The organism is Ekhidna sp. (genome assembly GCF_039940915.1).
In the GTDB taxonomy this organism is placed as follows: Bacteria; Bacteroidota; Bacteroidia; order Cytophagales; family Cyclobacteriaceae; genus Ekhidna.
This window is the reverse complement of sequence record NZ_JBDVFO010000002.1, coordinates 1,057,501-1,082,909: the sequence shown is the minus strand read 5'-3', so window position 1 is coordinate 1,082,909 and position 25,409 is coordinate 1,057,501. Positions and strand designations below refer to the sequence as shown.

The following is a 25,409-nucleotide window of genomic DNA, read 5'->3' as shown; positions in this document are numbered from 1 at the left end:
GCCCCGAAGAATCGGGACTGTGGATAACTTGTTGATATGTAAGCTATTTCAATTTCGTTCTACTCATCTTTGAGCGATTTAGCCGGGTTCACGCGTGCTGCTTTCCATGACTGGAAGCTAATAGTGATCCATGCTATGGCTATCGAAATGATTCCAGAGATGATATAGGTAGATGGCTTTAAGCCTGTTCGATAGGCAAACGCTTCAAGCCAGTAGTTCATCGCTACTGATGCGACAGGAATGGCGATGATCAACGAAATGAAGATCAACTTCAGAAAATTTTTCGATAGAAGGTTGACAATGCTTGGAATGGTTGCTCCGAGCGTTTTTCTGATGCCGATTTCTTTTGTTTTTTGTTCAGCTGTAAAGGCGGCTAGGCCAAACAGTCCCAGACAGGCAATGAATATTGTCAGAACAGCAAAAACAGTAAAAATGCCGCCAACCTTGTTTTCTGCCTCATACATTGCATCGAATTCTTGATTCATGAATTGATATTCAAAAGGTTGTCCGGGAGCAAACTTATCCCAGGTTGCTTCCAAATGATCAACTGTAGCATCAGCGTTTTCCATCTGAATTTTGAATAAAGCAAATCCTGAATTTTGTCCTAGGTGCATGACAAGTGGATCGATATTGCTGCGCAAAGATTTGAAGTGAAAGTCACTGACAACGCCAATGATTTTATATCCTTCAACCACAGGGTTTTCATTGGAACCTCCGTAGTTATAAATCATGGATCCAACTGGATTTTCATAGCCAAAGTTTCTTGCGGCGGTTTCGTTGATTAACACCGCAGTGGAATCGCTAGCAAACTCTTGGGAAAAATACCTTCCCTCATTTATTTCAATTCCCATGGTATTGATGAAATCATGATCAACTACTGCGATGTTGATGACCAAACTTTCGTCGGATGCTGCACTGGCATTTTTAAAGTACAAATCAGAGTTGTCGGTTGTTCCCATAGGAGTGAAGCTTGCTACCGTGCTACTTAGAATGTTGGAATTGCGGGAAGCTTCATCCTTGTAGGCATCGACCTGATCCCTCAAAATCCATGCATCGTTTACCATGATGATTTGGTCTTTTTCGTATCCAAGTTTTTTATTTTGAATGAACGAAAGCTGATCAAAGACGATGGCAGTTCCTATAATCATGATGATGGAAATGGCAAACTGGAAGACGACCAATACACTTCTAATGGGACCGCTTTTCATGCCTTGTCTTACGGTTCCTTTCAGTACTTCCACTGGCTTAAACATGGACATGTAAAATGCGGGATAGCTACCAGCCAAGAGCCCAACCAAGAGCATAACTCCAAGCATGAAAAACACAAATGATCCATCGAGAAGGTTGAGGAAACTAAGTTCTTTTGACGCAAGTGTATTGAAGGCAGGAATGGCCAAAAAAGCCATGAGGTATGCGATGAAGAAAGCAAGTACGGAAATGAGTAAAGCTTCAGAAACGAACTGGTTAATTAGCTGATTTTTGCGTGCACCCATTGCTTTTCTGACACCAACCTCTTTTGCTCTGTTGGCAGATCTTGCGGTAGCAAGGTTCATGAAATTAATACAAGCAAGTATCAGAATGAAAAGGCCAACCACAGAAAATATGAAAACATATTTGATGTCTCCGTTGGCTTCAAGGTCGCTTTCTTTATTGGAATTCAGGTGAATTTCCGTCAGAGGAAAGAGAGAGAATCCAACGGCGTTTCCACTGTTTTTGAACTCTTCCATATTCATGTTTAGAAATTGTTCAATGAGTGGTGCACAGTAGGTTTGAATCATTCCGGGAAATTTATCTTCCAGAACCTGACCGGGCGTTCCCTCCTGAAGTTTTACGTACGTATTGAAGTTGGTACTTAGCCAATTTTGATTATTTGTCCATTCAAAGGTGCTCATGGACAGCATCATGTTGTGATGGAAGTGTGTATTGTCGGGGATATCTGCGTAGACGCCAGCTACTTCATAGTCTGTTCTATTATCCAGGACTAAGACTTCACCAACAGGGTTGATGTCTCCGAATAGTTTTTTTGAGGTCGTAAGATCAATGACCAAGGTGTTGGGTCGATTCAAAGCTGTTTCCTTGTCTCCATAAATCAGATCAAGAGAAAAAAACTTGAAGAAGTTGGAATCGGCCATGGCTACATGCTCCTCCTTAAAGGTCTCTGTTTGTCCTTTACGCTTTACAAACCAGTTTCCACTGTTTCTGAATCGGACGGCATCTTCTACTTCAGGGTAGTCTGTTTTAAGTGCCAAAGCAGTGGGTGCTCCTACGGCCGCAGATATGTGATCTGATCCATTAAGGGTGGCCGCAAAATCTACCCGGTAAATGCGCTCAGCTCCATCAAAATGAGAGTCATAGCTCAATTCATCTTTTACAAAGAGAGAGATTAGCATAAAACATGCAAGACCAATTGATAATCCTATCACATTTAAAAGAGAATAGAATTTGTGCTTAAGAAGATTTCTTAACGCGATGTTGAAATAGTTTTTGAGCATAGTAGTAGAAGTTAGTTATACTATTGATGCATATGGATGCGAAAGGTTGCTTCACATAAAAAGGCCCGCTTTGTCAATACAAAGCGAGCCAACATAGTAGAGTAGATGAAATTATTCGTCTTTTAAGGACTTAGCAGGATTTACCCTTGCGGCATTCCATGACTGGAAGCTCATGGTGACCCATGCAATCACCAGAGCTAGTGTCCCAGCCAATAGGAAAATCATAAAGTTGATATTCGTTCTGTTTTGAAAATCCTGAAGCCACTTGTCCATGAAATAGTAGGAGATAGGAGCTGCAAATAAGAACGCAATCGCTACAAGCTTTAAAAACTCTTTTGACAGCAGCGTGATTATACTCATGATTGATGCTCCGAGCACTTTTCTAACACCGATTTCTTTTGTTCTTTGCTGTGCAGTGAAGGCTGCTAATCCATACAGACCCAAGCATGCAATGAAGATCGCTAGGAAAGCAAATACACCGAAAATTTTACCCAGTTTCTGTTCATTTTCATACATATCATTAAACTCCTGATCTAGGAAACTGTATTCGAATGGCTGGCCTGGAGCAAATTCAGTCCATTTTTCCTGCAAGTAATCAATAGTAGCTGGAATGTTTTCGGAATCAATTTTTAAGCTAAGGAAACCACGACTAGTGGAGAGTTCGAAGATCAAGGGTTCAATGCTGTTTCTAAGGTTTTGGAAATGGAAATTTTTGACAAGACCTATGACGGTATATGTGTCAACAGTTGGGTTTTCTTGCGAACCGCTGTAAGTAGACAACTTCATCCCTACAGGATCTTCCCATCCTAATCGTTCTGCAGCCGCTTCATTTATCAAAATAGCTGAGCTATCCGTTAGAAATTCCCTTGAAAAATCTCTGCCCTCTTTGATTTCAATGCCCAGAGTAGTTAAGTAGTCATGATCTATTCTAAACTCACTGAAAACATAGCTTTCATCTTTGGTGGGATTCGCACCTGGAAACCATAAGTTATTGTTGTTATTGCTTGGCACAGGCAGGAATCCGGAAAGAGTTCCTGACTTAATGTTAGCATACTGCAATACCTCGTTTTTATAGGACTCTGATTTATCTCCCATCATCCACGGATTATGAACCAAGAGCACATGATCCTTTGAAAATCCCAATTTCTTATTTTGTATGTAAGAAAGCTGCTGGTACACGATAGCAGTTCCAATGATCATGATGATACTCACACTGAATTGAATCACAACCAATGCGCTTCTTAGCCCGCCACCTTTTAGACCTAAATTCAGCTTACCCTTGAGCACTTCCACTGGTCTGAATCGGGACAAGAAAAAGGCAGGGTAACTACCAGCTAAAAATCCAACCACTATCAAGACACCGATCATTAGGAGAATGAATTGGGTGGATAGCAGCCTATTAAAATCCATTATTTTATCAGCAAGGACATTGAACTGACCGAGCAATAAGAACGATAGACTATAGGCAATGAGGATCGAAATCAGCGTGATTAGAAATGCTTCTGTCAGAAATTGTTTTCTCAACTGACTTTTATGAGCACCCATTACTTTTCTTACGCCCACTTCTTTCGCTCTACCTGCTGATCTGGCGGTGGATAGATTCATGAAGTTGATGCAGGCCAAAATCAGTATAAATAGGGCAATAGCTCCGAAAATTAATACATATTTAAAATCTCCGTTTGCATCCAATTCTCCAAGCTTGTCAGAGTTAAGGTGGATATCTGCGAGTGGATAAAGCTCAAATCCGGCACTATTGCCAGCTTCCCGAAATTCATCCATGGAAGCACCCATAAATTGCTCTATTTCAGGACCAATATATTTTTGTATTAGATCTGGAAACTTGGCCTCCAAGGCATTAGGATCAGCGCCTTCCTGGAGTTTTAAATACGTGTTGAAATTAAAACTCATCCAAAACTTTTGTTTTGCTTCCTCTCTGCTTTCCATGCTTAGGATGATGTTGTATCGGAAGTGGGAATTGGAGGGCATATCATCATATACGCCTGTGATCTCCCAATCCTCATCATTATCCATCACGACAATCTGACCAACCGGATTTTCGTCACCGAAAATTTTATTTGCTATTGATTGAGCAATAACCAATGTATTGGGTCTTTCAAGACACGTTTTACCATCTCCATCGGCTAAGTTGAAATCCCAGAACGTGAAGAAATTTGCATCCGCAAAAACGACATCTTCCTCATTGTAGGCATTGTCCTCTGCTTTTCTTCGTATGGTCCAATTGCCCGACCCCCTTAGTCGCGTCGATTCTTCTACTTCAGGAAATTCATTGGGCATGGTAGGTCCTGCTGGGGCACTGGCAAGTGCCGTAATAAACTCAGCGCCATTGATGGTTCCGGTGAAATCCATCCGATATATGCGATCTGTATCGGAATGAAATTTATCATAGCTGAGCTCGTCTACTATATACAACGAGATCATCAGAAAGCATGTAAGCCCAATTGAGAGTCCTAAGACATTGATGAGCGAATAAAATTTATGCTTAAATAAGTTGCGCAATGCAACATTGAAATAGTTCTTTAGCATGATTTTGAGTTTTTGTCCTTTGAGTTAGTCTAGTCCTTAGTCCTTGCGGTTAGTCGAGCTTTATTTTTTCGACTCGATCCCACGGTACGTAAACTCGGTCACCACTAGTCTTTATGAGCATTCCAAGATTTTTCTCGCTTACGTCCTGTCCATCTTCAAGGGAAAGTTTGCTTCCATCTTTAAGGGTCACGTTTGCAGCATAGGAGCCTCTTGGAGTTATTTCTTCAATGTTTCTGAAAGGAATAATGAATTTTACATCATCATCTTCTCCATTGAGCAGCTCGAAAGTGTATTCCTCATCCAGATCAAAAATAATTTCACCGGTATGTGTGTCTCCATTATCTACTTCTACTGTACCAGTGATTTTTGAAGGAGATGCAAAGGAGTTGTATGATGGACCACTATTGGGTGCTTTTTTGAATGTCACTTTATCGAATTCATCCCAATCGATATCTACACGGCCGAGTCCTTTAACCGTAACAATAATCCCCTTATTGTCATCATTAACATCGTTGGATCCTCTTAGATCAAGCGTACGCCCAGACTTAAGTTTGACGAGACTGCTGCTAAACCCATCGCGCTCAATTGACGCAATTTTATCAAAAGCTATTTCATAGTCATCACCATCTTCATCACCATCAAGCACATCTGTACCTACGCGCTCATCATGATCCCATTGAATATATCCCGTAAATTCTCCAAGATCGCAAATCACAGTGCCGTAAAGAGGATTTCCGAACTTTTCATCGAGATCGGATGGCGTTGAAAGAAATTCAACTTTATCAATGTTAATCCACGAGATTCTTACATTTCCCAGTTCCTGATCCAGGACGGTGATTTTAGCTCCCACATCATTGTATCCACTGCCGTCGACGCGCAGGAAATCACCATTTTTTAATTCTACTTCTACGCGATCACTGGAGCGCATCTTTAATGATTTCAGATTACCAAATTCGGTTGAAAATTCATGTACAAATCTTCCGTTATTGTCTTCATCCCATGAAATATTGACGAATCGAGAAACGATATTGTCATTCCTGTTATCGTATCGATCTTCAAGATCGTCAAGCTCTCGATTCGAGAGGTAGTCCAAATTTTTATTTTCTCTTTTCGAAGCATTGAACATGTCTGTCCAGTATACTTCTTCTTTGCCCCACCTTAGCGGGCCTTCATAAGTGTCACCATCTTCTGTGGTTACACGTCCATAGATAAATCCTTCATCTTGAGCTTCTGCAGTAATGAATAGCAAAGAGGCCAAGACCGCTCCAGGTAGTTTTAGGTAATTCGCAAATCGTGTCATAAGTATTGAGTTTAGGTTTCCTTTTTTTGATTTGATGCTACCTAAAGACAAAAGGTTGCACCGAAGGTTAACTTTAATTGTATTGATTAGTACTTGTTAATGCATAGTACAACGCACCAATAGCTTGGAAGTTACGATTGAGCCTAAATTTCTGGTCTTATCACAGATCGGAGAGAGGGTAAGCTAGTTGGTCTTCTTCACGTATAGATCAAAGTGCTCATTGAGTGGGCACGAAGCAGCAATACTGTTTGCTTCTTCATCGGATTTTGCATTGATTAGAACGAATCCAGCTATGAGTTCTTTTGCTTCGATGAAAGGACCATCTGTGGTTACACCCTTTTTGCTTGGAATTAACTCTCCAGGTTCCAATGAAAGCCTTCTGGCAGTCAGATGATTATCCGCAAGTTTTTCTGCCCATTTTCCATAATCCTGAATACACTGTTGTTCTTCTGATGGAGTCAGCCCCCGTTGGTTTTGAGCGGCTATGAGTATTAGGTATTCTTTCATAAAGATGTGACGATTTGGCTGATAAGAAATGGACTATTCAATGACGCCAATTTTTAGCATTTGACCTTCAGGGTTAAAGTTACCATCTCCATCGTAGGAGCCCCAAGGACTGTTAACAATAAAATAGAACTTTTTCGCTCTCCAAACACCTTGGGTAGGTTCACCAAGCGTACCTCCTTGAGCCAAAACCTCTTTGCTTACGATGCTTGATTCGTTTTCGGAGAGTTGGTAGCGAACTATTCGATTGGGGTTTGTTCCATTATGAAGTCCAATAAGGGTTCCATTGTCATAGTAGAGCCCGTCTATTCCTTTCAGGAGGATCTCATTGGCTTCCACTTTGAGTTTGATTGCCTCTTTGGTTGCAAGGTTTATTTTATAGATGCCGTCAATGTAATCGCTTAGATAAAGTGATTGCTGATCCTTACTTAAGGAAAGTCCCTGAAGATTAAATACAGTATTGGAGAGATCTAAATAAACTTCGAGCTTATTGACTTTCGACTGAACCCAATAAATTTTATTGGCAGAACCGTCTGAAATGTAAATGTTACCATTGTCATCAGATATCAAATCTCCAAAATTGTGTCCGCCAGGCAGGGCAAAAGTTTCTAACAACTCGCCATTTTTCAAATTGTATTTCAATACGCTTGCAAATCCATCCTCGTTTTGGTCGTAATCTTCAAAAAAACTCATTACGGAAGTGCATGCCCACAAAAATTCGTTATCCTTTGATACCTCCAATCCCATGACTGACCATGATTTTTTAGGAGACTCAGCCCAAATTTCCGGTTCTTTTCCCTCTTCAACTTTCCATATATTTCCATCTTTCACTCCTCCGATAAAAAACATGTCTTTATTTTCAGAATAGGCGATAGCTTCTGGGTGTGCGCTTAAGACAGGGTATTCATATGCCTTTTTTACTTCAATTTTCTTTGTTAGCTCCTTTTGCTTTTTCTGTATTTGGATGAATCCAGGTAACTCCAATATGGCATTGAAATCTTCGTCTTTTGTGAAGTCCTGCGTTGCGTCCATCAGGATGTATTTCTCAAGAACCTTTAGCGACAGCTCTTTTTGATCCGTTAGCGCATAACTGCTGGCAAGGTTGTACACAACAGCAGGGTAGTTTGGTCGCAACGTATCGATGGTGAGCATCTTCTCTTTGAAAAGCTCATAGTTCTTATCTTCATAAGCCTTGATGCCTTCTTGGTAAATCTCTCTTAATCCCTGCGCAGAGGTGGTTAAGTACGAAATAGTGAGTAGTGTATAGATTATTTTCCGCATGTTCTTTTCAATTACAACCCCAGAACAGGCAAAGAATATCAAACCACTAACCACTTGTAAAAATGATTAGAATCCGATATTGAAATTTAGTTTTTCACCGTTTCGATCGATCACAACGATCGTTTCGTCCCCTTTCTTAAAAGTCGATAAGGCACGCATATAGCTCATCATGTCGGTAACAGTGCTGTCACCTAGTTGAATGACAATATCGCCTTTTTGTATGCCTGCTCTTATGGCCGGTTTATCTTCACTAACACCATCTATGCGCATGCCTTCACCGTCAAACATATAATCAGGCACAACACCTAATGTCACGGTGAATCGGGGATTATCAGATTGGTCTTTTGTTTTAGTAAAAGCAATTTTTTCGTCATCATCCATGAGGATGATTATCCGCTCAATCATGGAAGCAACTTTGAGTATTCCTGCTTCATTGATTTTTTCCAAATCATCTCCCGGCTTGTGATAGTCTTCATGCTGACCTGTAAAGAAATGAAGTACGGGTATGTCTTGAAGGTAGAAAGAAGTATGATCAGAGGGGCCAACGCCTGACTCACTTTTTATGAGCTTAAGGCTGTCCGTATTCACTTCATCGAGTAGCCAGTTCCAAATGGGGGAGGTACCGGTTCCATTCACTGCCAGCCCTTTTTCTTTATCCAGCCGACCGACCATATCCATGTTGATCATGAAATTGACTTTGGTTAAATCCACCGTTGAGTTTTTTGTATAATAATTGGAACCCCATAGTCCTTTTTCTTCACCAGACATGCCAATAAAGACAATGTCTCTGTTGAGTTTTTTTGGAGCAAGCACTCTTGCCAGATGCATCATGGCAGCAACACCACTTGCATTGTCATCGGCTCCATTGTGGACGGCACGTTCGCCTCGGTGGAGTGAGGAAAAATCACCCATCCCTAAATGATCGTAGTGAGCGCCGACAACAACCATTTCTTCCCCAGGATTGTCAATCATTCCAATTACATTATATCCGGTTATACCATCGGAGCTGTCATCATTTGATGGTTGTGCATGGGGATTGTCCGGATCACTGACAAAAAATGACTGATAATAGCCATCAGTTCCTTGAGCGGTAAGATTAGCTTGCTGGAATTGAGAAACGATATAATCAGCTGCCATCTTTTCTCCAGGTGTTCCTACCTCTCTTCCCTCCAACGAATCGCTTGCGAGAACCTCAATGTCATTCTCAATTTGAGAAATGGCATCATAAGAAGGGGGTTGTTCACAATTTGTAAACGTGAGGATGGGTAGGATCAGGAGTAGATACTTTTTCATATTTGATTTGTGAGTTACTTTCGCAGGGTTAAATATACCAACCGATGAAGGATTTTACGATTTTCACACTTTTGCTCATTGCTTTTTCATGTGCTCAACCTTCCAAGGAAGAAAAGGAAGAAGCTGTTGTAGATTCACTGAGGTACGAAAATGAGGTGCACCTGAAGAATGTGCGGCAACTGACGTGGGGAGGAAACAATGCTGAGGCATATTGGAGTTTCGATGGAAAGCGTCTTGTGTTTCAATCAGATTATTCAGCATGGGGTGTATCGTGTGATCAAATTTTCACATTAGACATTGCAAATGTTGAGCAAGGTGTGAAGCCACCCATGGTAAGTACCGGATTGGGAAGAACAACCTGCGCGTATTTCCTTCCAGGTGATTCCCTGATTGTCTATGGATCGACCCATTTAGCAGATAGCCTTTGTCCACCTACACCTAGTCGAAATAGCGGAAAGTATGTATGGCCAATCTATGAAGGATACGATATTTTCGTCTCGAATTTGAGTGGTGAGATTGTAAATCAACTGACGAATGAGGAAGGATATGATGCCGAAGCAACAGTATCTCCAAACGGAGATCGAATCATTTTTACTTCGACACGATCGGGTGATTTGGAGTTGTACACCATGAATTTAGATGGCTCTGAGGTTGTTCAGCTTACCGATGAATTGGGATACGATGGCGGTGCTTTCTTTTCGCCTGATGGAAGTAAAATTGTCTGGAGAGCATCTCGACCACAAACGGAAGAAGAGATTGCAGAGTACACCGAATTGCTTGCTCAAGGTCTTGTTCAGCCAACAGAAATGGAATTGTATGTTGCGAATGCTGACGGGTCAGATGCGAAGAAAATCACGAGTTTAGGAAATGCCAATTGGGCACCTTTCTTTACGCCGGATGGTGATAAAATTCTTTTCTCCTCGAATCATGCATCGGAAAGAGGATTTCCTTTTAACCTATTCATAGCAAATCTGGATGGTTCTGGACTTGAGCAGGTCACTTTCGATGAGACTTTTGATTCATTCCCCATGTTTAGCCCTGACGGCAAGTACCTTGTATGGGCTTCCAATCGTAACAATGGAGGAACTCGCGATACCAATCTATTTGTTGCGGAATGGCTGGATTAAAATAGAGCTCGTCACCTTTTGTCTACCGTTTTGCTCAACGCTCTTCTTTGATTGGCGTTTCTCTTGAGCATGACGAAAAACATACTTAGATACGTGCTGGCTTTAATTTTATTTAGTAAATGCGGTTCGGACAATGATGTGATTCCAATTGACAAGGAACCTGACTTGGAAAATCCCTCTAATGGCGTTTACTCCATTCCGATTGTGGTACACATCTTACATAATGACGAGCCATTGGGAGAGGGTGGAAACTTATCTGAAGCGCGAATCTTGAAGCAGATAGAAAGTTTAAACAACGACTACCGTAAAAGACAGGGGACGAATGGATTTAACGATCATCCAGATGGCACAGATGCTAAAGTTGAGTTCGTTTTAGCAAGTCAAACACCAGAAGGGAAACAGAGCAATGGTATTGTTCGGATCAATATGTTGGATGTTGACAACCCAATGGAATCTAATTCAACATTTGACTATTGTGCATACTATAGCTACTGGAACCCTGAAGAATACTTGAATATATGGACAGTTCCGTATTTGGAATTAACAGATGTTTTTCTTGGGCTTGGAACAGGCCCTGAGACGGATCTTCCAGGAAAAGATGCCCTCGCTAAAGGTGAGCCTTTCCAAGCTGAGGGAGTGATTATCAATGCAGGCCACTTTGGAGAAAGTAGCCTTTCAACAACCTATAATCTTGGCCGAACATTGACTCATGAAGTAGGACATTATCTGGGTCTACTTCATCCATGGGGTTTGGGTGATTGTGACTTTAATGATTATTGTGCTGATACACCTAAGGTGAATGTACCTGTGACATCATGCACACCTGCAATTGGCTGTGATGGCGAAGAAATACAGGTGCAGAATTACATGAACTGGAGTCCTGATGATTGTATGAATATGTTTACGAATGATCAGGCTTTTCGTATGCACTATGTGCTGGAGAATAGCCCCAGACGAAAGACGCTACTGAGTTCCAAGGGTCTTCAAGAACCACTCTAATAAAAAAAATCGACCCACCGTGGGTCGATTTTTCATCAATTTCTAAAGGATCCTTACTCTCCCAATGTAACAGACCGTTCCACAGAGTTGAATGGTCCAGGTACAGCGTTTCCATCTGCATCCAATAACTCTAGCTTGATAGCTACATTCCCCAATGGCAACCCTTCAATGTAGTAGGGAGCCCATTCATCTATGATGAATTCGTTACCGTTGATTGTAGCTCTCACCTTATTGCCATCTGGTGAAATAGAAGTGTTCAGTAAGTAGAAGTCCAACATTACTTTTTTGGTGTCTGCGCCTTTGTAAGTTCCTTTTGGTCTGCTGTAAAATAAGTGTGGAGCTTCTAGATCTGCATCTTCACCATCGGCATTCCCAACATTTAAATTCTCGATATGGTATGCACCTTCACTTTTGACACTTTCATGATAGGATCTCGAAAGAAATGCCAGAACGACATATTTTCCTTCGTTCAGTTGATTGTTTACACCTGGCATATAGTGTGCAGAATAGGGACCATTGTTTACAATAAAGTGGATATGCTGACCTTTTCCGGAGTTTGCAATCCCTCTACTTCCCGCATCTTCTGTTTGCATTCCCAACTCGTAATTAGTCACATCAAAACCATAGTCAACGGTGAACATGGAATCATTTTCAACTACTGAAACACTATTTTTGGTTAAGACCGCATCTGGGTATTCAGGAGAAGGAGGAGCTTTTGTCAATGTGATTTTTGATTGTACCTCCATCGCCTCGGAGGATTCGGCAGAACTTTCTTCTACTTTTTGCGACGTAGTACATGAAAATACGGCAAATGAAATGAGCAGAAGCGCTAAGGTTTTAGTTGTGTTGGTCTTCATAATTTTGATTATATCTATTCTTAAAGGTAATGGTTATTATTTGTTCCAATTGTTTAGGTAATGGATTTAAATTTTAGACTTATTGTTAAATTCTACTTCAATCAGCCATGAAAAGATTATCAGCAATTTCACTTTTAGCTCTCTGCATTTCCACTTCTGTTCACAGTCAGCTTGGTTTTTCAATTCCAGCAGATTCTGGTAAAGTCGAAATCCCATTTGAGCGATCCAACAACTTGATTATCATTCCTGTTACCATTAACAAGAAAGTTACTCTGAAGTTCATTTTAGATTCTTCTGTAGAGTATAGCATTTTGTCTCAAAAATCAATAGGAGATGAGCTAGGATTGAATTACCTCCGTAAAATAAGACTTGGAAGCACCAATGGTGTGACAAACTTTGGGTATTCAGCGAATGGTGCGCAGTTGTCATTGGGTGCGGCCAGTACGGGCACAAACCATTCAATGGTAGTTCTGGAAACGGATTTCATGAATCTTTCGAACGCTGCCAGAACGCCGGTTGACGGAGTGATCGGGTATGATTTGTTTGGTGCTTTTGTAGTGGAAATAGACTACTCGGATGATATGATCATTCTTCATCCTCGATCTTCTTTTGAACCTCCAAGGGGGTACGATGAAGTGCCCCTTGATGTTGTGGCCAGGAAAGCGTATCTCCCAGCGGACATTGTTTTTGAGAATTGGGATGAAGAAACGAAGAAGTTTCAGATTAAAACCGGAGCAACACATACTGTTTTGTTCAACAGTGACTCCAATCTTTTTCATCTTCCTGCCAGAAAATTGGAAATACCTCTTGGTATGGGTCCCAGTGGGCCTGTTGAGGGGTATGTGGGACGAGTGCGCGAGTTAAGAATTGGAGATGATGAATTTGAAAATGTGATTGCTTCATTTACCAAAAGTGAGGTCGGAAAAAGTAATGAGACAGGCTCCATAGGCATGGGTATTTTATCTCGATTTGATATGTTCCTCGATTACCAAGGCAGCCGCATTTACATTAAGCGAAACCGGGAATTCACCAATTCATTTGAATATGATTTGAGTGGAATGCGAGTAGACGCTGAAAGTGAAAACACATTTCGTGTTACGCATATTGTTTCAGACTCTCCTGCAGCGAAAGCAGGTGTTCAGGTTGGCGATCGTGTTGTGAGCGTGCAAGGTGAAATACTTACAAAAGACAATTTGAATGAGCTGCTGAGGATTTTTTTGGAGAAAGAAGGTAAGCGTGTAAAGATGGAAGTCGAGCGGAGAGGGGAGATAAAGAGTGTTTCCTTTACACTCGCAAGGTTGATATAAAAAAAGCCCCGTTTCCGGGGCTTGATTCTTATTTTGCCATGATTTCAACAGGATCTTCATACCCAAATAGTTCATCTAATTGAACTTCGTTGATTTCTCCATATTTCTTTAGACTTTCGAAATCAATCTTATCTCGTGAACCCACCAGAACCGTAACATAGTTTTTGTCCTTGATGTACTTTTCATGGAAAGAAGAAAGGTCACTGAAAGTCATGCCTTTCACTTGCTCGTAGATATCTTTTCGGATATCATAGTCGAGCCCTTTGTCTTGCGCACTTATGTAGTTCCAAATTACACTGGATCCAGTGACACGCTCACTTTCGATTTTATTTAGAATAGCTTCTTTAGCAATATTAAATGCGCCTTCTGACTCAGGCATGTTGTTAATGAGATCCATCATCGCATTCATTGCTTCTGCTTGCTTGTCTGCTTGTGTCCCTACATAAGCAAGCACGTAGTTGGCTTTTTCTTTTTTAGATGGTTGAGAGAAACTGGAAAATACTGAGTAAGCCAGACCTTGTGCCTCTCTGATTTCCTGAAAGACTATGCTGTTCATTCCACCCCCGAAATACTCATTAAACATCCTGACAGCTGGCGCATTTTTCGCATCATAATTTTCTCCTTTGGCCAGAAAAACTATTTCAGTTTGAACCATGTCATAATCTGTCCAATAAACCTTGGGATCATTCATGTCTTGTTCTTCATAGGCTTTTAGCGTAGGAATGGGATCAAATTCTCCGGGTACCGGGTGATGGGATGCCAGGAATTTGCTTACGCCACTCTCTTCTCTGGGGCCATAGTACAGCACCTTATGAGGGAGTCGTGTGATCCCTTTGATGATATCTGTTAACTCTTCAGCTCGTATCTCCTGGAGCTCATAATTGGCCAATACATCATTGAATGGATTGTCAGAACCAAATTTGCCATAGTTGTATAGACCGCTCCATAAGATTGCTCCCTTATTCTTTTTAGCGTCGGATCTTGATTTGAAAGTTCTATCGATCATTTTATCCAAGGCGTCCTGATCGGCTGCAGGATTAGCCAACAAACTTTCAAATAGCTGGGTGGCCTCTTCCATGTTTTCATCCAGTCCAGAAAGTGTCACGTATGTTCTTTCAGTGGAAGCAAACACATTGAAGCTGCAGCCAAGTTTGTAAAGCTCTTTCTTGAATTCTTCCGCAGTGTACTGATCGTTGCCAATGTATTCTAGGTATTGAGCCGCTATTGACAACTTAGGGTCCGCATTCTTTCCTAAATCCAACAGATAGGTTAGTTCAAATAGCTCATTTTCACTGTTCTTTCGTGAAAGCACAGAGACATTGTTCACAGAAAATTGATTGATATCTGCAGCATAATCAACAAATTTCGGCGTGAGCTTGTTGACTTCCTTCTTTGAGATGGCTAAGTGAAAATCAGATTTTGTTTCTCTATTCAGAGGAACCTTTGTAATGGTTGGCTTATCCACCTTTTGCTTATTGGGATCCTCACCATTTCGTTTATAGACCACTACATAGTTATCTCCATAGTTATCGTTGGCAAACTTGACCAATTCCTCTTTTGTGATCATTTCCATCTTGTCGATGTTTTGGATATAATCACTCCATTCCATGTTATTGGTATAAGCCATTACCATATCGTTTGCACGCGACCAGTTACTTTCAAGTCCTTTCATTCTTGAAGTTTTGAAGTCTGTGATAACGGCATCAAGCAGCCAATCCTCAAACTCACCTTTTTTCAAAAGTTCGATTTGCTCAAGTACCAAATCCTTTACTTCTTCAAGCGATTGATTCTGTTTAGCATTTCCATAGATGGTATGAACGGAATAGTCGTTCATGTTATCTACATAAGAGCCTGCATTTAAAACTGCTTGTTTTTGCTTTAAGTTTAAGTCGATCAATCCTGCTTCTGAATTATTTAAGAGCATGTCGATGAGCTGAACTTTGATGTAATCAGCAGAATTGGTTCCGTCAAACCGAAAGCCAATGTTCAAAAATTCAGCATCTGGCCCAAATACCTCGACTACTCTTGGCTCAGTGATTGGATCTTCTTGAATTTTGTTCCATTCTGGAAGGTTCTCATTTGGTTCCCAATCTCCAAAATATTGATCAATGAGCTTAATTGTTTCGCTGAATTCAATATCTCCACTCATGCATATGGCCACATTGTTGGGCTTGTAGTAGGTGTCGAAGTAGTTCTTGATTTCAGTAATTGATGGATTCTTCAGATGCTCAATGGTACCAATTACCGTTTGAGTGCCATATGGATGATTTTGAAACATGGTTCCGTACATGGACTCAAATACTTTCCAACGATCGTTATCCAACGATCTGTTCTTTTCTTCATAAACGGCCTCTAGTTCCGTATGAAAGAGTCGGTTGACAATTTTCTTGAACCTCGCCCCCTCAATTTCCAGAAAACGAGGTAGTTCATTGGAAGGCACGTCTACGGTGTAGACCGTACGGTCTTCAGTCGTATAGGCGTTGAGTCCTTTACCACCGATCAGCGAGATCATTTTATCGTATTCGTTTGGAATGGCATAGTTTGCTGCATCATTCGAATAATCATCTATTTTTTGATAAAAATCTTTTCGGTCTGAGTCGCTGGTAAGGGTGGCGTAATGGTTGAACATTTGCTCAATGCTATCAAGCATCACAACCTCTGTTTCGTAATCGGTACTTCCGAATTCATTGGTTCCCTTGAACATCATGTGTTCCAGGTAGTGAGCCAAGCCTGTGTTCTCAGCAGGATCGTTTTTTCCTCCCGCCTTTACAGGTAAAAAAACATGCACCCTTGGTGCATTTTCATAGTCACTCAGATAAACTTTTAGTCCATTGTCAAGTGTGTAGATGCGCGTGTTCATTGCATCGCCTGTCACATATTCATGAGTGTAGCCATCTTCAGTGGCTGTTTTGGTATTGTATGCTTGTTCTGTGGTTCCGCAAGCTGACAGAAGTAATACCAAAACAATTAGATAGGGTAATTTTTTCATTGTTCTGTTTGATTAAATATAGGTTCTATTCAAGGATAATTTTACTACCAAAAAGGTTGCAAACAAAAAGTCTGTTCGGTATAAAAACAGACTTTTTGAAGAAATAATATATAGTTAACGTATTAGTTGTCGCTTTTCAAGAAATTCCTCAGTACATAATTTAGTATACCTCCATGCTTGTAGTACTCGACATCTACTCCCGAATCTAGCCTGACAAGTGCTTTAAATTCGATTTTGGAACCATTCTTTTTGGTAGCGGTTACAGGTACCAATTTACCAGGTGTAAGGTTTGATGCTATTCCTGAGATATCGTATGTCTCTTCTCCAGTCAAGCCAAGCGTATCTTGTGTTTCTCCTTCCTGAAATTGAAGGGGCAGTACACCCATTCCTACTAAGTTGGATCGATGAATACGCTCATAACTTTCAGTAATCACAGCTTTCACGCCCAGTAGCAGAGTTCCTTTGGCAGCCCAATCTCTGGAAGACCCTGAGCCATATTCCTTCCCACCGATTACAACTAAAGGAGTTCCTTCTTGTTGATATTTCATTGAGGCATCGAATACAGGCATTTCTTCACCTGTTGGAATGTATTTTGTCCAGCCGCCCTCTCTTGAAGCGAGCTTATTCTTAATTCTAACGTTGGCAAAAGTTCCCCTCATCATTACTTCATGATTTCCCCTGCGGGAGCCATAGGAGTTAAAGTCCCGCTTTTCTACACCATTGTCTACCAGGTATTGTCCGGCAGGGTGTTCTGGCAAGAACTTGCCAGCAGGTGAAATGTGATCCGTGGTAACCATATCGCCTAGCTGGAGAAGTACATTAGCTCCTTGGATATCTTTTGGTTCAGGCACCTCCTCAGTCATGTCATCGAAGAATGGCGCTTCCTGAATATACGTTGATTTGGCATCCCAATCGTACGTTTGACCTGTTGGGGCGTCCAGTGCTTTCCAGGTATCGTCACCATCAAAAGCAGCCGCATATGTTTTAGCGTAATCCTCAGGAGTCACCACTTTGCTCATTATTTCTTCGATCTCTGCATTTGAAGGCCAGATATCTTTTAGGTAGACCGGATTTCCATTTTGATCATCGCCAAGAGAATCATTGTTCATGTCAAAATCCATGGTCCCTGCAATGGCATAAGCTACCACGAGCATGGGAGAGGCCAGGAAGTTCATTTTTATGTTAGCGTGTATTCTGGCTTCAAAGTTTCTGTTACCAGAAAGCGCCGAACAAACGACCATGTCATTATCAATTACAGCTTTTTGTACTTCCGGTATCATGTCTCCTGAATTACCGATGCAGGTTGTGCAGCCGTAGCCTACCACATAGAATTTAAGTGCTTCTAATTCTTGCAGAAGCTCGGATTTCTCCAAATACTCTGTTACGACTCTTGATCCGGGAGCCAGTGAAGTCTTTACCCAAGGTTTTACTTCGAGCCCCTTTTCATGCGCCTTCTTAGCTACAAGCCCGGCACCTAGCATTACCTTTGGATTGGAGGTATTGGTACATGATGTGATTGCGGCAATAACCACATCGGCTTCATTCAAGGTGAAATCGCCATGATCTTGTGTTTTGATCTCAATGCTTTGCCTTTTTGATTTATACTCATCTAAAAGCTTATCCATTTGAGGTTTAGCTTCTCGCAGCAAAATCTTATCCTGAGGTCTCTTTGGACCAGAAATAGTTGGCTCTACTGTGCTTAAGTCTAGCTCAATTACATCTGTATATTCGATCTGAGCATTGTCATCCCTCCAAAGCAGGTTTTCCTTTGCGTACGCTTCTACCATGTCGATGTGAGCGGCTGGGCGATTGGTTTTTCGCATGTAATCCAGCGTTTGGCTATCGATAGGCCAGTGGGTGTCTGTGCAGCCGAATTCGGGGGACATATTGGAAATCGTCGCTCTATCGGTGACGGCAAGATTTGCAAGTCCCGGGCCGAAGACTTCAACAATTTTCCCAACCACTCCATAATCTCGCAATAGTCTGGTTATGGTCAATACAAGATCCGTCGAGGTATTTCCTTCTTTCATTTTTCCAGTAATCTTTAATCCAATTACCTGTGGAAGAATCATGTAAATAGGCTGTCCAAGCATTGCCGCTTCTGCTTCAATGCCCCCAACTCCCCAGCCAAGTACACCTATGCCATTGACCATTGGCGTGTGTGAATCAGTTCCTACGAGCGTGTCGGGAAATAAATAGCCATCTCTTTCAATAACCCCTTTTGCTAAATATTCCAGGTTTACCTGGTGACAGATGCCCATTCCGGGAGGAACTACAGAGAAGTTTGTGAATGCCTGCTTTCCCCATTTCAACAGTTTGTAGCGCTCCTCATTTCTTTGATATTCAAGATCTACGTTTTTCTGATAGGAATCAGCGCCACCAAAGTGATCGACAACCACTGAGTGATCTATGACCATATCTGCAGGGACTACTGGGTTAGTCTTTGCTGTATCTTTTCCTTTGGCTGCAACAGCCGCTCTTATGGAGGCGATATCTACCACAGCGGGAACTCCGGTGAAATCTTGCATCAAAACTCTTGCTGGACTGTATGGAATATCCTTAATTCCGGCAGTCTCTTTCCAATTCAGTATCGTTTCCACGTGCTCTTCCGTAACCGCAAAAGCATCGTAGTTGCGTATGGTGTTTTCGAGAAGAATTCGAATGGAATAGGGGAGTTTGTTTACCGTTTCTTTCCTTTTTGCTAGTTCGCTAAGGCTGAAATAGCCATGGGTGCCAAGTTGGGTAGTGAGTTGTCTTTCGATTCCAAGAAAATCCTGAGGCATAGAAATGGTGTTTTAAAGGTTAAATAATCTGTAAAATATAAACATTATGTCGGTCTTAAAGTTCCGACCGGACACCCTTTCACTTGTATTGCAAGCCGCAACTGATTTTAGAAATTTCACCACACAAGGAATTTTGACGCATTGCACCATTTATTCGATCGTACCAAATAAGATCTGTAATTTTGCAGTCCTACCATTTCTTAAAAAAGTCTACCGCTGGGAATGTTTAAAAAGCTAAGTACAATCTATAGACTGGGTTTTTCGGACTCGCTGAGTACATATGATGCTTTCAAGTTGCAGATTGTCAATAGGCTGGCAGTTCTTTGCATAGGGGTTGCCCTCATTTTAATCCTCATCAATCTTGTTTTTCAAAACTATACAGGCATTCTTATTGATGTTGGTGCGGCCGTTCTTGTGGGTTTTCCGGTACTTTTATTCAACAAGTTCGAGAGGTATCAGCTCGCCATCTACCTATTTCTACTGGGATTTCACATTGCATTGATTACTGGGACGTATCATACAATCGTTGAGGGACGTCAGAATGGAGTGGAATATTTATTCATACCTGGGGTAATTGCCATCATACTTTTAGTAAGTGGAGCAGGGCAGTACATTGGCGTACTTCTAAATTTTGTGATGCTCACAATTCTGAATTACGTCCGATTTGAATACTACGATACGGGTGATTTTTCGACCTATTTCCGCTTGACACTGATTCTGTTTGCTGCCTATCTGATGGTCTATTTTTTTGTGGTGAATTTCAAAAACCAACTTTTTAGGACACTGGAAAATACGGAGAAGCTCAACGCTGACTTGTTGGATAAGGAGGAAGCGTTATTGGATTCTAATAAATCAAAAGATCGATTATTTTCCATCATTGCGCATGATCTAAGGGCTCCATTGACATCAGTTCAAGGATTACTTCAGCCGGATGTCATTCAATCCATGAGCAAGGAGGATTATTTCAAATATGCGGAAACAGCACGTGAGAAGGTTGACAATCTTCAAGACACAATGAATGGCTTGCTCGGATGGGCAAAATCACAGTTGGATAGTTTGACGGTGCATCCTGAGACCGTGATCATACGTGACGAAATTGAGAAAATAGGGGATCTGTTTTCTGGTGCCATTGCTGCGAAAAATATCCACTGGAATTATGATGCAGATGATTCTCAAGTCTTTGCAGATAAAAATCAGTTGATCATCATATTGAGGAATATCATTCATAATGCAATTAAGTTCAGTTCCAAAGACGGTCGTATTCAAGTCTCCGCAGTGTCTAAGGGGACAGAAGTTTGCATATCTGTGGAAGATGCCGGAATGGGCATGGATGAAGAAATCCGTGACCGAATTCTCAAGGGGCAATTGAATGAATCTGCATTTGGGACAGCTGGTGAGTCAGGTTCGGGGATCGGACTCAGCTTCTGTTACGAACTGCTCAAGAAAAACGATGGTCGGTTGGAAATTGAGAATGCTATACCTACTGGGACAATTTTTAAAGTTTGGTTGGCTGGTGTGAGTTCCAGATAATTTGACTCAGGTTTCTCTATAGCAGAATGCCTTAGCTTTTCACGGAAGTAACTTCTGCGCTAGAGGGTGATTTTAAAACCGGCAAAAAAGCCCAAGTCATTATCGCAATTGGTCATTAGATCACCTGGTATAATATCGGTTGAGCGCCAACATTATTCGAATAGAAGTTGTCTAGCACATACTTCTTGAATGAACGCTTAAAAACTAGAGAAGGTAAAATATCTAGGTACCCATCCCATCTGCAATGGTTGACTACTGAATAATGTGTGTCTTTTTCATTTAAAGGAAATAGCAAAGTAGAATTATCTAATCCGGTTTCCTTTTCAAACCAGCCAGCAGTGTATTCCCAGACTTTCAGGTTTTGTTGTCTGCTTTGAGCAGAGAAGTAATTAAAGAGGAAAACCCCCTGCTTTTTATGATTTACTTTTCCCATTCTTTTTATGTTTGAAGCAAGCATGACTTGAGAATAGCTTGCCACTTGCTCAATCTCATTTACCATCACTTCATAGACTTGATGGTGCTTTATTTCAGCGATTATGTTTTCATTGACAATTTCTATCAATATGACAAAATCAAATTTTGCTAAGTGTATGTCATCTGAATTTTCCTTGACATACTTTCCCATGCCTGGGGGAATTAGTGTTGCTTTAAAAAGACTGATTTCGATTACGCCATTGATTTGCTCTAAAACTTTACACCAGTTTTTACAGTGTTCAATTAGTTTTTTCTTTTTCGAACTTGTCGTTAAAAATAGAGGAGTAGGTTGTATATCAATTTCTGCGACTATGTGAATGTAGCTCGAATTTGATGGCTTTATTAATGAGACCTTATCGTAGTTCAGATGCTTGTTTACTACGTTCAAATCATATTCTCCACTCATTTGTTGCTGTTTTATAACTACGTCAACAAAAGTATGATGTGGCTTTACTAAAACTTTTAACAAATGATAAAAACGCTATTTACTAGCCCTAATTCTACTTAACGAAACCTGAGTAATTCCTAAATAGCTAGCTAAATCCCCCAAGCTTATTCTATTGATTAGATGCGCATTTTTAGTTGTGAAATTGGTATATCTTTTTTTCGCGTCTTCTTCAAGAATTTCGCTTATGCGTGCCATCATATTCACGCTGGCAGTTGTCATAAATTTCCGAAAGAAAGTTTCTAGTGAATGGTGTTTTGTGCAAAGCTGTTCAAACTGAAAAAAAGGTAAAGAGTAGTATTCCGTGTCTTCTAAGGCAACTATTTCATATTTGGAGGCTTTCTTGTTGAAATAACTTTCTATATCAGTGAACAATATATTTTCATTAAAAAACCGCATGATGAATTGCTTCCCGTCTGCATTAAAGCAAAATTTTGTAATTCCTTTTTTGATAAAAAAAAGTTCTTTCGAATGAGAACCAACTCTCAATAAGGGCTCATTTTTTTTCACATTTTTTAATTTCAAAATGGAGTTTAAATCAGCTATGCATTTTTCATCAAGAGGTGAGATCTTTTTAGAAAATTCAATGATTTCAATCATTTTTTAGTGGGTGGTAATTGGGTGCTAACGTCCAAGATGGCACGTGCCTCTGGGCTTAGTTTATTTCTTCTAAGCTAGGGGATTTGGTTGTACTTTCATGTTGCTATTGGAAATGGTTCTGTTGGGGAGCACAAGTTATAAACTTGCGCTAGCGGAGATAATGTTTAGCTGAAATGAATATCTGATTAGAACTGCTCAAGAAAAACGAGGGCGTTTAGAAATTGTGAATACGACGCCTACCGGAACGATCTTTAAAGTCTGGTTGGCTGGTGTGAATTCCTGATAAGGATTCTTTATCGAAGAAGGCACCATTTCCTACTTTTTTTCTTCACGCAAAATTTTCTCCATTTTACGACCTTTGGCCAATTCATCAATTAGCTTTTCCATTTGTCTGCATTGTTTATACAATTCAAATTCATCTGCTATTTCTTCAATTCGATAACCACAAACGACTCCTTTAATCATGTGTGCGTTCGGATGTATTTTAGCTTTTTGAAAAAATGTCCCAAACGTGGCTTTTTCGTCGATAAGTGCTTGTAAAGCATCTTGATCAAACCCGGTAAACCATTGAATTACTTGATCAAGTTCTTCTTTTGTTCTTCCATTTTTCTCTAGTCTATTCAGGTAATGTGGGTAAATGGATGCAAATATCATATTGGCAACCTGTTCATTTTTTTCAGCCGTAACTTCCATGCCTCCGGGTTTTGTTTGCCTTCTAAACTAGCGATTTTGCACAGCACTTTCAAGTTGCTGCAAAAAGCGGCTATTGGAAAGAGTTGAATGGGCACAAGTTATAGACTTGGGGCATGTTCAAAAAATCACCTGATTAATCAATGCAACTGTAAACAGACTCAGGAGAAACCAACCAATGAACCCCTGAATTATACACACGTACCTAGCCAGACCTTTCGTAGGAATTGTGCCAAATCCCAGAGTTACAAGCGAATTAATACTAAGAGTGAATGCGTTGACAAAGCTTAAGACAAATAGCCCAGTAGTTTTCATAAGAGGACGAGCAATTTGCTTGTGTTTTTTATCTAATATAAGCTTGAATTGTTCCAATAGTTGTTTTTTAGACGTAGTGTCCCATTCTGAAGGGAAAAAAAAGTAAAAAATGGAAAAAGCAAGAATGATGTAGAAGGAGACCACTAGTGCTCTGGCAGGCGCTGTACCATAAACCACATAATACTCAAGCAGTTGATTAAGTTGCCATTTGAACCAGTTTTCCAAGCCCCCCTCTGTTTGGGATACGTATTCATACCTCCTTGTGTACAAACCTTGCAGTTCCGCATATGCCCCGTTTGCGGAGCTTATATCACCATCTTCTTTATTAATTCGGTACAGTTTTGTGTAAACAGTGATTAACTCTCTAAACCTATCCTTCCGTGCGAGTTCTTCATTTGTTTTACCAAAATATGGTAAACAATTATGACAGGCAAAACCTGAAGTTGTCTCAGCAGCGGTTTGATCTGCGTTTATATATAGTTTATTACCCTTAAGTTGTTCCCAATCAATGTTTACCAGTAGTTCGGGTAATACCGTTTGAGATAGAGAAAATCCATTCGCAAATTCATTATCATAAATAACAACTCTATCTTTTATGATTGCCCTATCTAAAGTGACAGTATTAGTAAATGAATTTCCTGTCATATATAGATTTTGCAAGTCCATCTCAATTAAATCCACTACTCCATAATTAAATATATTATTGGTAAAAGAAATGTTCTCATTACTTTGGAAGATGAAATGGTTAGTTGAAGAAAGCTTATCAATAAAATCGGATTCTTTGGCTTTACCTGTACGTAATTGGATACTATCTGTCACCTGAAAAGTATTTCTATCAAGCCAAATACTACCACTAAAAATTTGAATTCCTTTTTCAACGTTTATATTGCTTCTATATATTCCTACACCTCCATTCGCTACATGGACTTCTAAATTTGAATTGATTTGAGATGCCTCAATTGTAACATAGCCAATGATATTGCTTCGAATATCGAGTCCATTGATTAGGCAATCATTAATGCTTACATCTGAAGGCTCCAATAATTTGTCTTCAGAGTTGGTGACAATCAATCCTTTTTCAAAAACTAAACTATCTAAAGGCAACTCACCGAGATAGGATATTAATTCAACAGAACTTGGAACAATGACTCTACCGATGCTGTCCAGAGCAATGCTAGGATATTTGGATTTCAGATAACTAGCTGTAGAACGATACTGGTAAGGGTAACCATAGCTTAAATTTTTGACTTCAGGTATATTGTCCAGTGATAGTTCAACATCCTGATAGATCACCTTCTCTCTTCCTGAAAATATTGCTTCTTCGAGAATATCGGATAAATAAACTGTTCTTTGTTGGCACATTAAAATAGTACTCAGAAGAAGGGTTAACAGTGTTAATACGATTTTCATTTTTTTTGTGATATTCTACTTAAAGAAACTTGTTCGCAATAGAGAAACGCGATTTATGTAGCTGATAACGTCCCAGATATGCCAAGTGCCTCCGGGCTTTGTTTGTTCTCTAAACTAGCGATTTTGCACAGCACTTTCAAGTAGCTAGAAAAAGCGACTATTGGAAATGGTCTTGTGTAAGGAGCACAAGTCACAAACTTGCGCTAGCGGTGATTCCAATTGTGAATGGTTGCAGTCCAGAAATAGATCTTCCCTGTTTCAGTGTACGACTTTCTGATTTTTTCGAAATAATTCATCTTTGAAAGATAGGAATTATGTTATCAAGGCTGGAATGTAGGTTCGTGGGGACACGAACCTTGGCGTAGGGAAGTACCATGTCATGCCGTGCTTGACACGGCATCTTCAAGTCTTGGGGAGTTGTTTTTTCCGGTGAATTGGTTCGTGAGGACACGAACCTGGGCAGGGGAGC

Annotated in this window: 17 protein-coding genes; 4 read left to right on the top strand and 13 right to left on the bottom strand. The window is 40.5% G+C overall.

Annotated features, from left to right (window positions below):
- Positions 1 to 59 precede the first annotated feature (59 nt).
- From ABJF57_RS09955 to ABJF57_RS09930, 6 genes are all read right to left on the bottom strand, one after another.
- A complete protein-coding gene (locus ABJF57_RS09955) occupies positions 60 to 2,492 on the bottom strand; it encodes an ABC transporter permease (protein WP_462234779.1) in 2,433 nt (810 codons plus the stop codon).
- 111 nt (positions 2,493 to 2,603) lie between these two features.
- Positions 2,604 to 5,036, bottom strand: coding sequence for an ABC transporter permease (locus ABJF57_RS09950; RefSeq protein WP_462234777.1), 2,433 nt, complete (start codon positions 5,034 to 5,036; stop codon positions 2,604 to 2,606).
- A 49-nt stretch (positions 5,037 to 5,085) separates the two neighbouring features.
- On the bottom strand, positions 5,086 to 6,336 hold the full coding sequence (locus ABJF57_RS09945) for a hypothetical protein (protein WP_462234775.1): 1,251 nt from the start codon (positions 6,334 to 6,336) through the stop codon (positions 5,086 to 5,088).
- Between the two features lie 183 nt (positions 6,337 to 6,519).
- A complete protein-coding gene (locus ABJF57_RS09940; protein ID WP_462234773.1) occupies positions 6,520 to 6,843 on the bottom strand; it encodes a YciI family protein in 324 nt (107 codons plus the stop codon).
- Positions 6,844 to 6,876: 33 nt separating this feature from the next.
- Positions 6,877 to 8,121 carry a TPR end-of-group domain-containing protein gene (locus tag ABJF57_RS09935; protein WP_462234772.1) on the bottom strand — a complete coding sequence of 415 codons (1,245 nt, stop codon included), beginning with the start codon at positions 8,119 to 8,121 and terminating at the stop codon, positions 6,877 to 6,879.
- Between the two features lie 66 nt (positions 8,122 to 8,187).
- Positions 8,188 to 9,414 carry a M20/M25/M40 family metallo-hydrolase gene (locus ABJF57_RS09930; RefSeq protein WP_462234770.1) on the bottom strand — a complete coding sequence of 409 codons (1,227 nt, stop codon included), beginning with the start codon at positions 9,412 to 9,414 and terminating at the stop codon, positions 8,188 to 8,190.
- A 44-nt stretch (positions 9,415 to 9,458) separates the two neighbouring features.
- On the opposite strand from ABJF57_RS09930, the gene ABJF57_RS09925 reads away from it, so the two are divergent.
- Both ABJF57_RS09925 and ABJF57_RS09920 read left to right on the top strand, forming a co-directional pair.
- Positions 9,459 to 10,541 carry a TolB family protein gene (locus ABJF57_RS09925; protein WP_462234768.1) on the top strand — a complete coding sequence of 361 codons (1,083 nt, stop codon included), beginning with the start codon at positions 9,459 to 9,461 and terminating at the stop codon, positions 10,539 to 10,541.
- Positions 10,542 to 10,610: 69 nt separating this feature from the next.
- Positions 10,611 to 11,540 carry a M43 family zinc metalloprotease gene (locus tag ABJF57_RS09920; protein WP_462234766.1) on the top strand — a complete coding sequence of 310 codons (930 nt, stop codon included), beginning with the start codon at positions 10,611 to 10,613 and terminating at the stop codon, positions 11,538 to 11,540.
- 53 nt (positions 11,541 to 11,593) lie between these two features.
- On the opposite strand, the gene ABJF57_RS09915 is transcribed toward ABJF57_RS09920, so the two are convergent.
- Positions 11,594 to 12,397, bottom strand: coding sequence for a phosphopeptide-binding protein (locus ABJF57_RS09915; RefSeq protein ID WP_462234764.1), 804 nt, complete (start codon positions 12,395 to 12,397; stop codon positions 11,594 to 11,596).
- A gap of 107 nt (positions 12,398 to 12,504) precedes the next feature.
- On the opposite strand from ABJF57_RS09915, the gene ABJF57_RS09910 reads away from it, so the two are divergent.
- On the top strand, positions 12,505 to 13,704 hold the full coding sequence (locus ABJF57_RS09910; RefSeq protein ID WP_462234762.1) for an aspartyl protease family protein: 1,200 nt from the start codon (positions 12,505 to 12,507) through the stop codon (positions 13,702 to 13,704).
- A gap of 28 nt (positions 13,705 to 13,732) precedes the next feature.
- On the opposite strand, the gene ABJF57_RS09905 is transcribed toward ABJF57_RS09910, so the two are convergent.
- Both ABJF57_RS09905 and acnA read right to left on the bottom strand, forming a co-directional pair.
- Positions 13,733 to 16,693 carry a M16 family metallopeptidase gene (locus ABJF57_RS09905; RefSeq protein WP_462234761.1) on the bottom strand — a complete coding sequence of 987 codons (2,961 nt, stop codon included), beginning with the start codon at positions 16,691 to 16,693 and terminating at the stop codon, positions 13,733 to 13,735.
- Positions 16,694 to 16,815: 122 nt separating this feature from the next.
- Entirely contained in the window at positions 16,816 to 19,476 is a 2,661-nt protein-coding gene (gene acnA / locus ABJF57_RS09900; protein WP_462234759.1) for an aconitate hydratase AcnA, read from the bottom strand.
- Positions 19,477 to 19,698: 222 nt separating this feature from the next.
- Between acnA and ABJF57_RS09895 the strand changes: the two genes are divergently transcribed.
- The gene (locus tag ABJF57_RS09895) at positions 19,699 to 21,006 is read left to right on the top strand and encodes a sensor histidine kinase (RefSeq protein WP_462234758.1); all 1,308 of its coding nucleotides are present in this window, start codon (positions 19,699 to 19,701) and stop codon (positions 21,004 to 21,006) included.
- Between the two features lie 115 nt (positions 21,007 to 21,121).
- On the opposite strand, the gene ABJF57_RS09890 is transcribed toward ABJF57_RS09895, so the two are convergent.
- The 4 genes from ABJF57_RS09890 to ABJF57_RS09875 all read right to left on the bottom strand — a co-directional run bounded on the left by ABJF57_RS09890 (position 21,122) and on the right by ABJF57_RS09875 (position 24,940).
- Positions 21,122 to 21,886, bottom strand: coding sequence for a hypothetical protein (locus tag ABJF57_RS09890; protein ID WP_462234756.1), 765 nt, complete (start codon positions 21,884 to 21,886; stop codon positions 21,122 to 21,124).
- A 75-nt stretch (positions 21,887 to 21,961) separates the two neighbouring features.
- Positions 21,962 to 22,525, bottom strand: coding sequence for a Crp/Fnr family transcriptional regulator (locus ABJF57_RS09885; protein WP_462234754.1), 564 nt, complete (start codon positions 22,523 to 22,525; stop codon positions 21,962 to 21,964).
- 315 nt (positions 22,526 to 22,840) lie between these two features.
- A complete protein-coding gene (locus ABJF57_RS09880) occupies positions 22,841 to 23,218 on the bottom strand; it encodes a DUF2200 domain-containing protein (protein WP_462234752.1) in 378 nt (125 codons plus the stop codon).
- A 117-nt stretch (positions 23,219 to 23,335) separates the two neighbouring features.
- Entirely contained in the window at positions 23,336 to 24,940 is a 1,605-nt protein-coding gene (locus tag ABJF57_RS09875; RefSeq protein ID WP_462234750.1) for a hypothetical protein, read from the bottom strand.
- Positions 24,941 to 25,409 lie beyond the last annotated feature (469 nt).

Excerpts from the sequence above, each read along its gene's own strand:
- acnA (WP_462234759.1), bottom strand. The coding sequence starts at position 19,476 with ATGCCTCAGGATTTTCTTGGAATCGAAAGACAACTCACTACCCAACTT.
- ABJF57_RS09930 (WP_462234770.1), bottom strand. The coding sequence starts at position 9,414 with ATGAAAAAGTATCTACTCCTGATCCTACCCATCCTCACGTTTACAAAT.
- ABJF57_RS09940 (WP_462234773.1), bottom strand. The coding sequence starts at position 6,843 with ATGAAAGAATACCTAATACTCATAGCCGCTCAAAACCAACGGGGGCTG.
- ABJF57_RS09950 (WP_462234777.1), bottom strand. The coding sequence starts at position 5,036 with ATGCTAAAGAACTATTTCAATGTTGCATTGCGCAACTTATTTAAGCAT.
- ABJF57_RS09875 (WP_462234750.1), bottom strand. The coding sequence starts at position 24,940 with ATGAAAATCGTATTAACACTGTTAACCCTTCTTCTGAGTACTATTTTA.
- ABJF57_RS09955 (WP_462234779.1), bottom strand. The coding sequence starts at position 2,492 with ATGCTCAAAAACTATTTCAACATCGCGTTAAGAAATCTTCTTAAGCAC.
- ABJF57_RS09925 (WP_462234768.1), top strand. The coding sequence starts at position 9,459 with ATGAAGGATTTTACGATTTTCACACTTTTGCTCATTGCTTTTTCATGT.
- ABJF57_RS09885 (WP_462234754.1), bottom strand. The coding sequence starts at position 22,525 with ATGATTGAAATCATTGAATTTTCTAAAAAGATCTCACCTCTTGATGAA.
- ABJF57_RS09945 (WP_462234775.1), bottom strand. The coding sequence starts at position 6,336 with ATGACACGATTTGCGAATTACCTAAAACTACCTGGAGCGGTCTTGGCC.
- ABJF57_RS09895 (WP_462234758.1), top strand. The coding sequence starts at position 19,699 with ATGTTTAAAAAGCTAAGTACAATCTATAGACTGGGTTTTTCGGACTCG.
- ABJF57_RS09935 (WP_462234772.1), bottom strand. The coding sequence starts at position 8,121 with ATGCGGAAAATAATCTATACACTACTCACTATTTCGTACTTAACCACC.
- ABJF57_RS09920 (WP_462234766.1), top strand. The coding sequence starts at position 10,611 with ATGACGAAAAACATACTTAGATACGTGCTGGCTTTAATTTTATTTAGT.
- ABJF57_RS09910 (WP_462234762.1), top strand. The coding sequence starts at position 12,505 with ATGAAAAGATTATCAGCAATTTCACTTTTAGCTCTCTGCATTTCCACT.
- ABJF57_RS09915 (WP_462234764.1), bottom strand. The coding sequence starts at position 12,397 with ATGAAGACCAACACAACTAAAACCTTAGCGCTTCTGCTCATTTCATTT.
- ABJF57_RS09880 (WP_462234752.1), bottom strand. The coding sequence starts at position 23,218 with ATGGAAGTTACGGCTGAAAAAAATGAACAGGTTGCCAATATGATATTT.
- ABJF57_RS09905 (WP_462234761.1), bottom strand. The coding sequence starts at position 16,693 with ATGAAAAAATTACCCTATCTAATTGTTTTGGTATTACTTCTGTCAGCT.
- ABJF57_RS09890 (WP_462234756.1), bottom strand. The coding sequence starts at position 21,886 with ATGAGTGGAGAATATGATTTGAACGTAGTAAACAAGCATCTGAACTAC.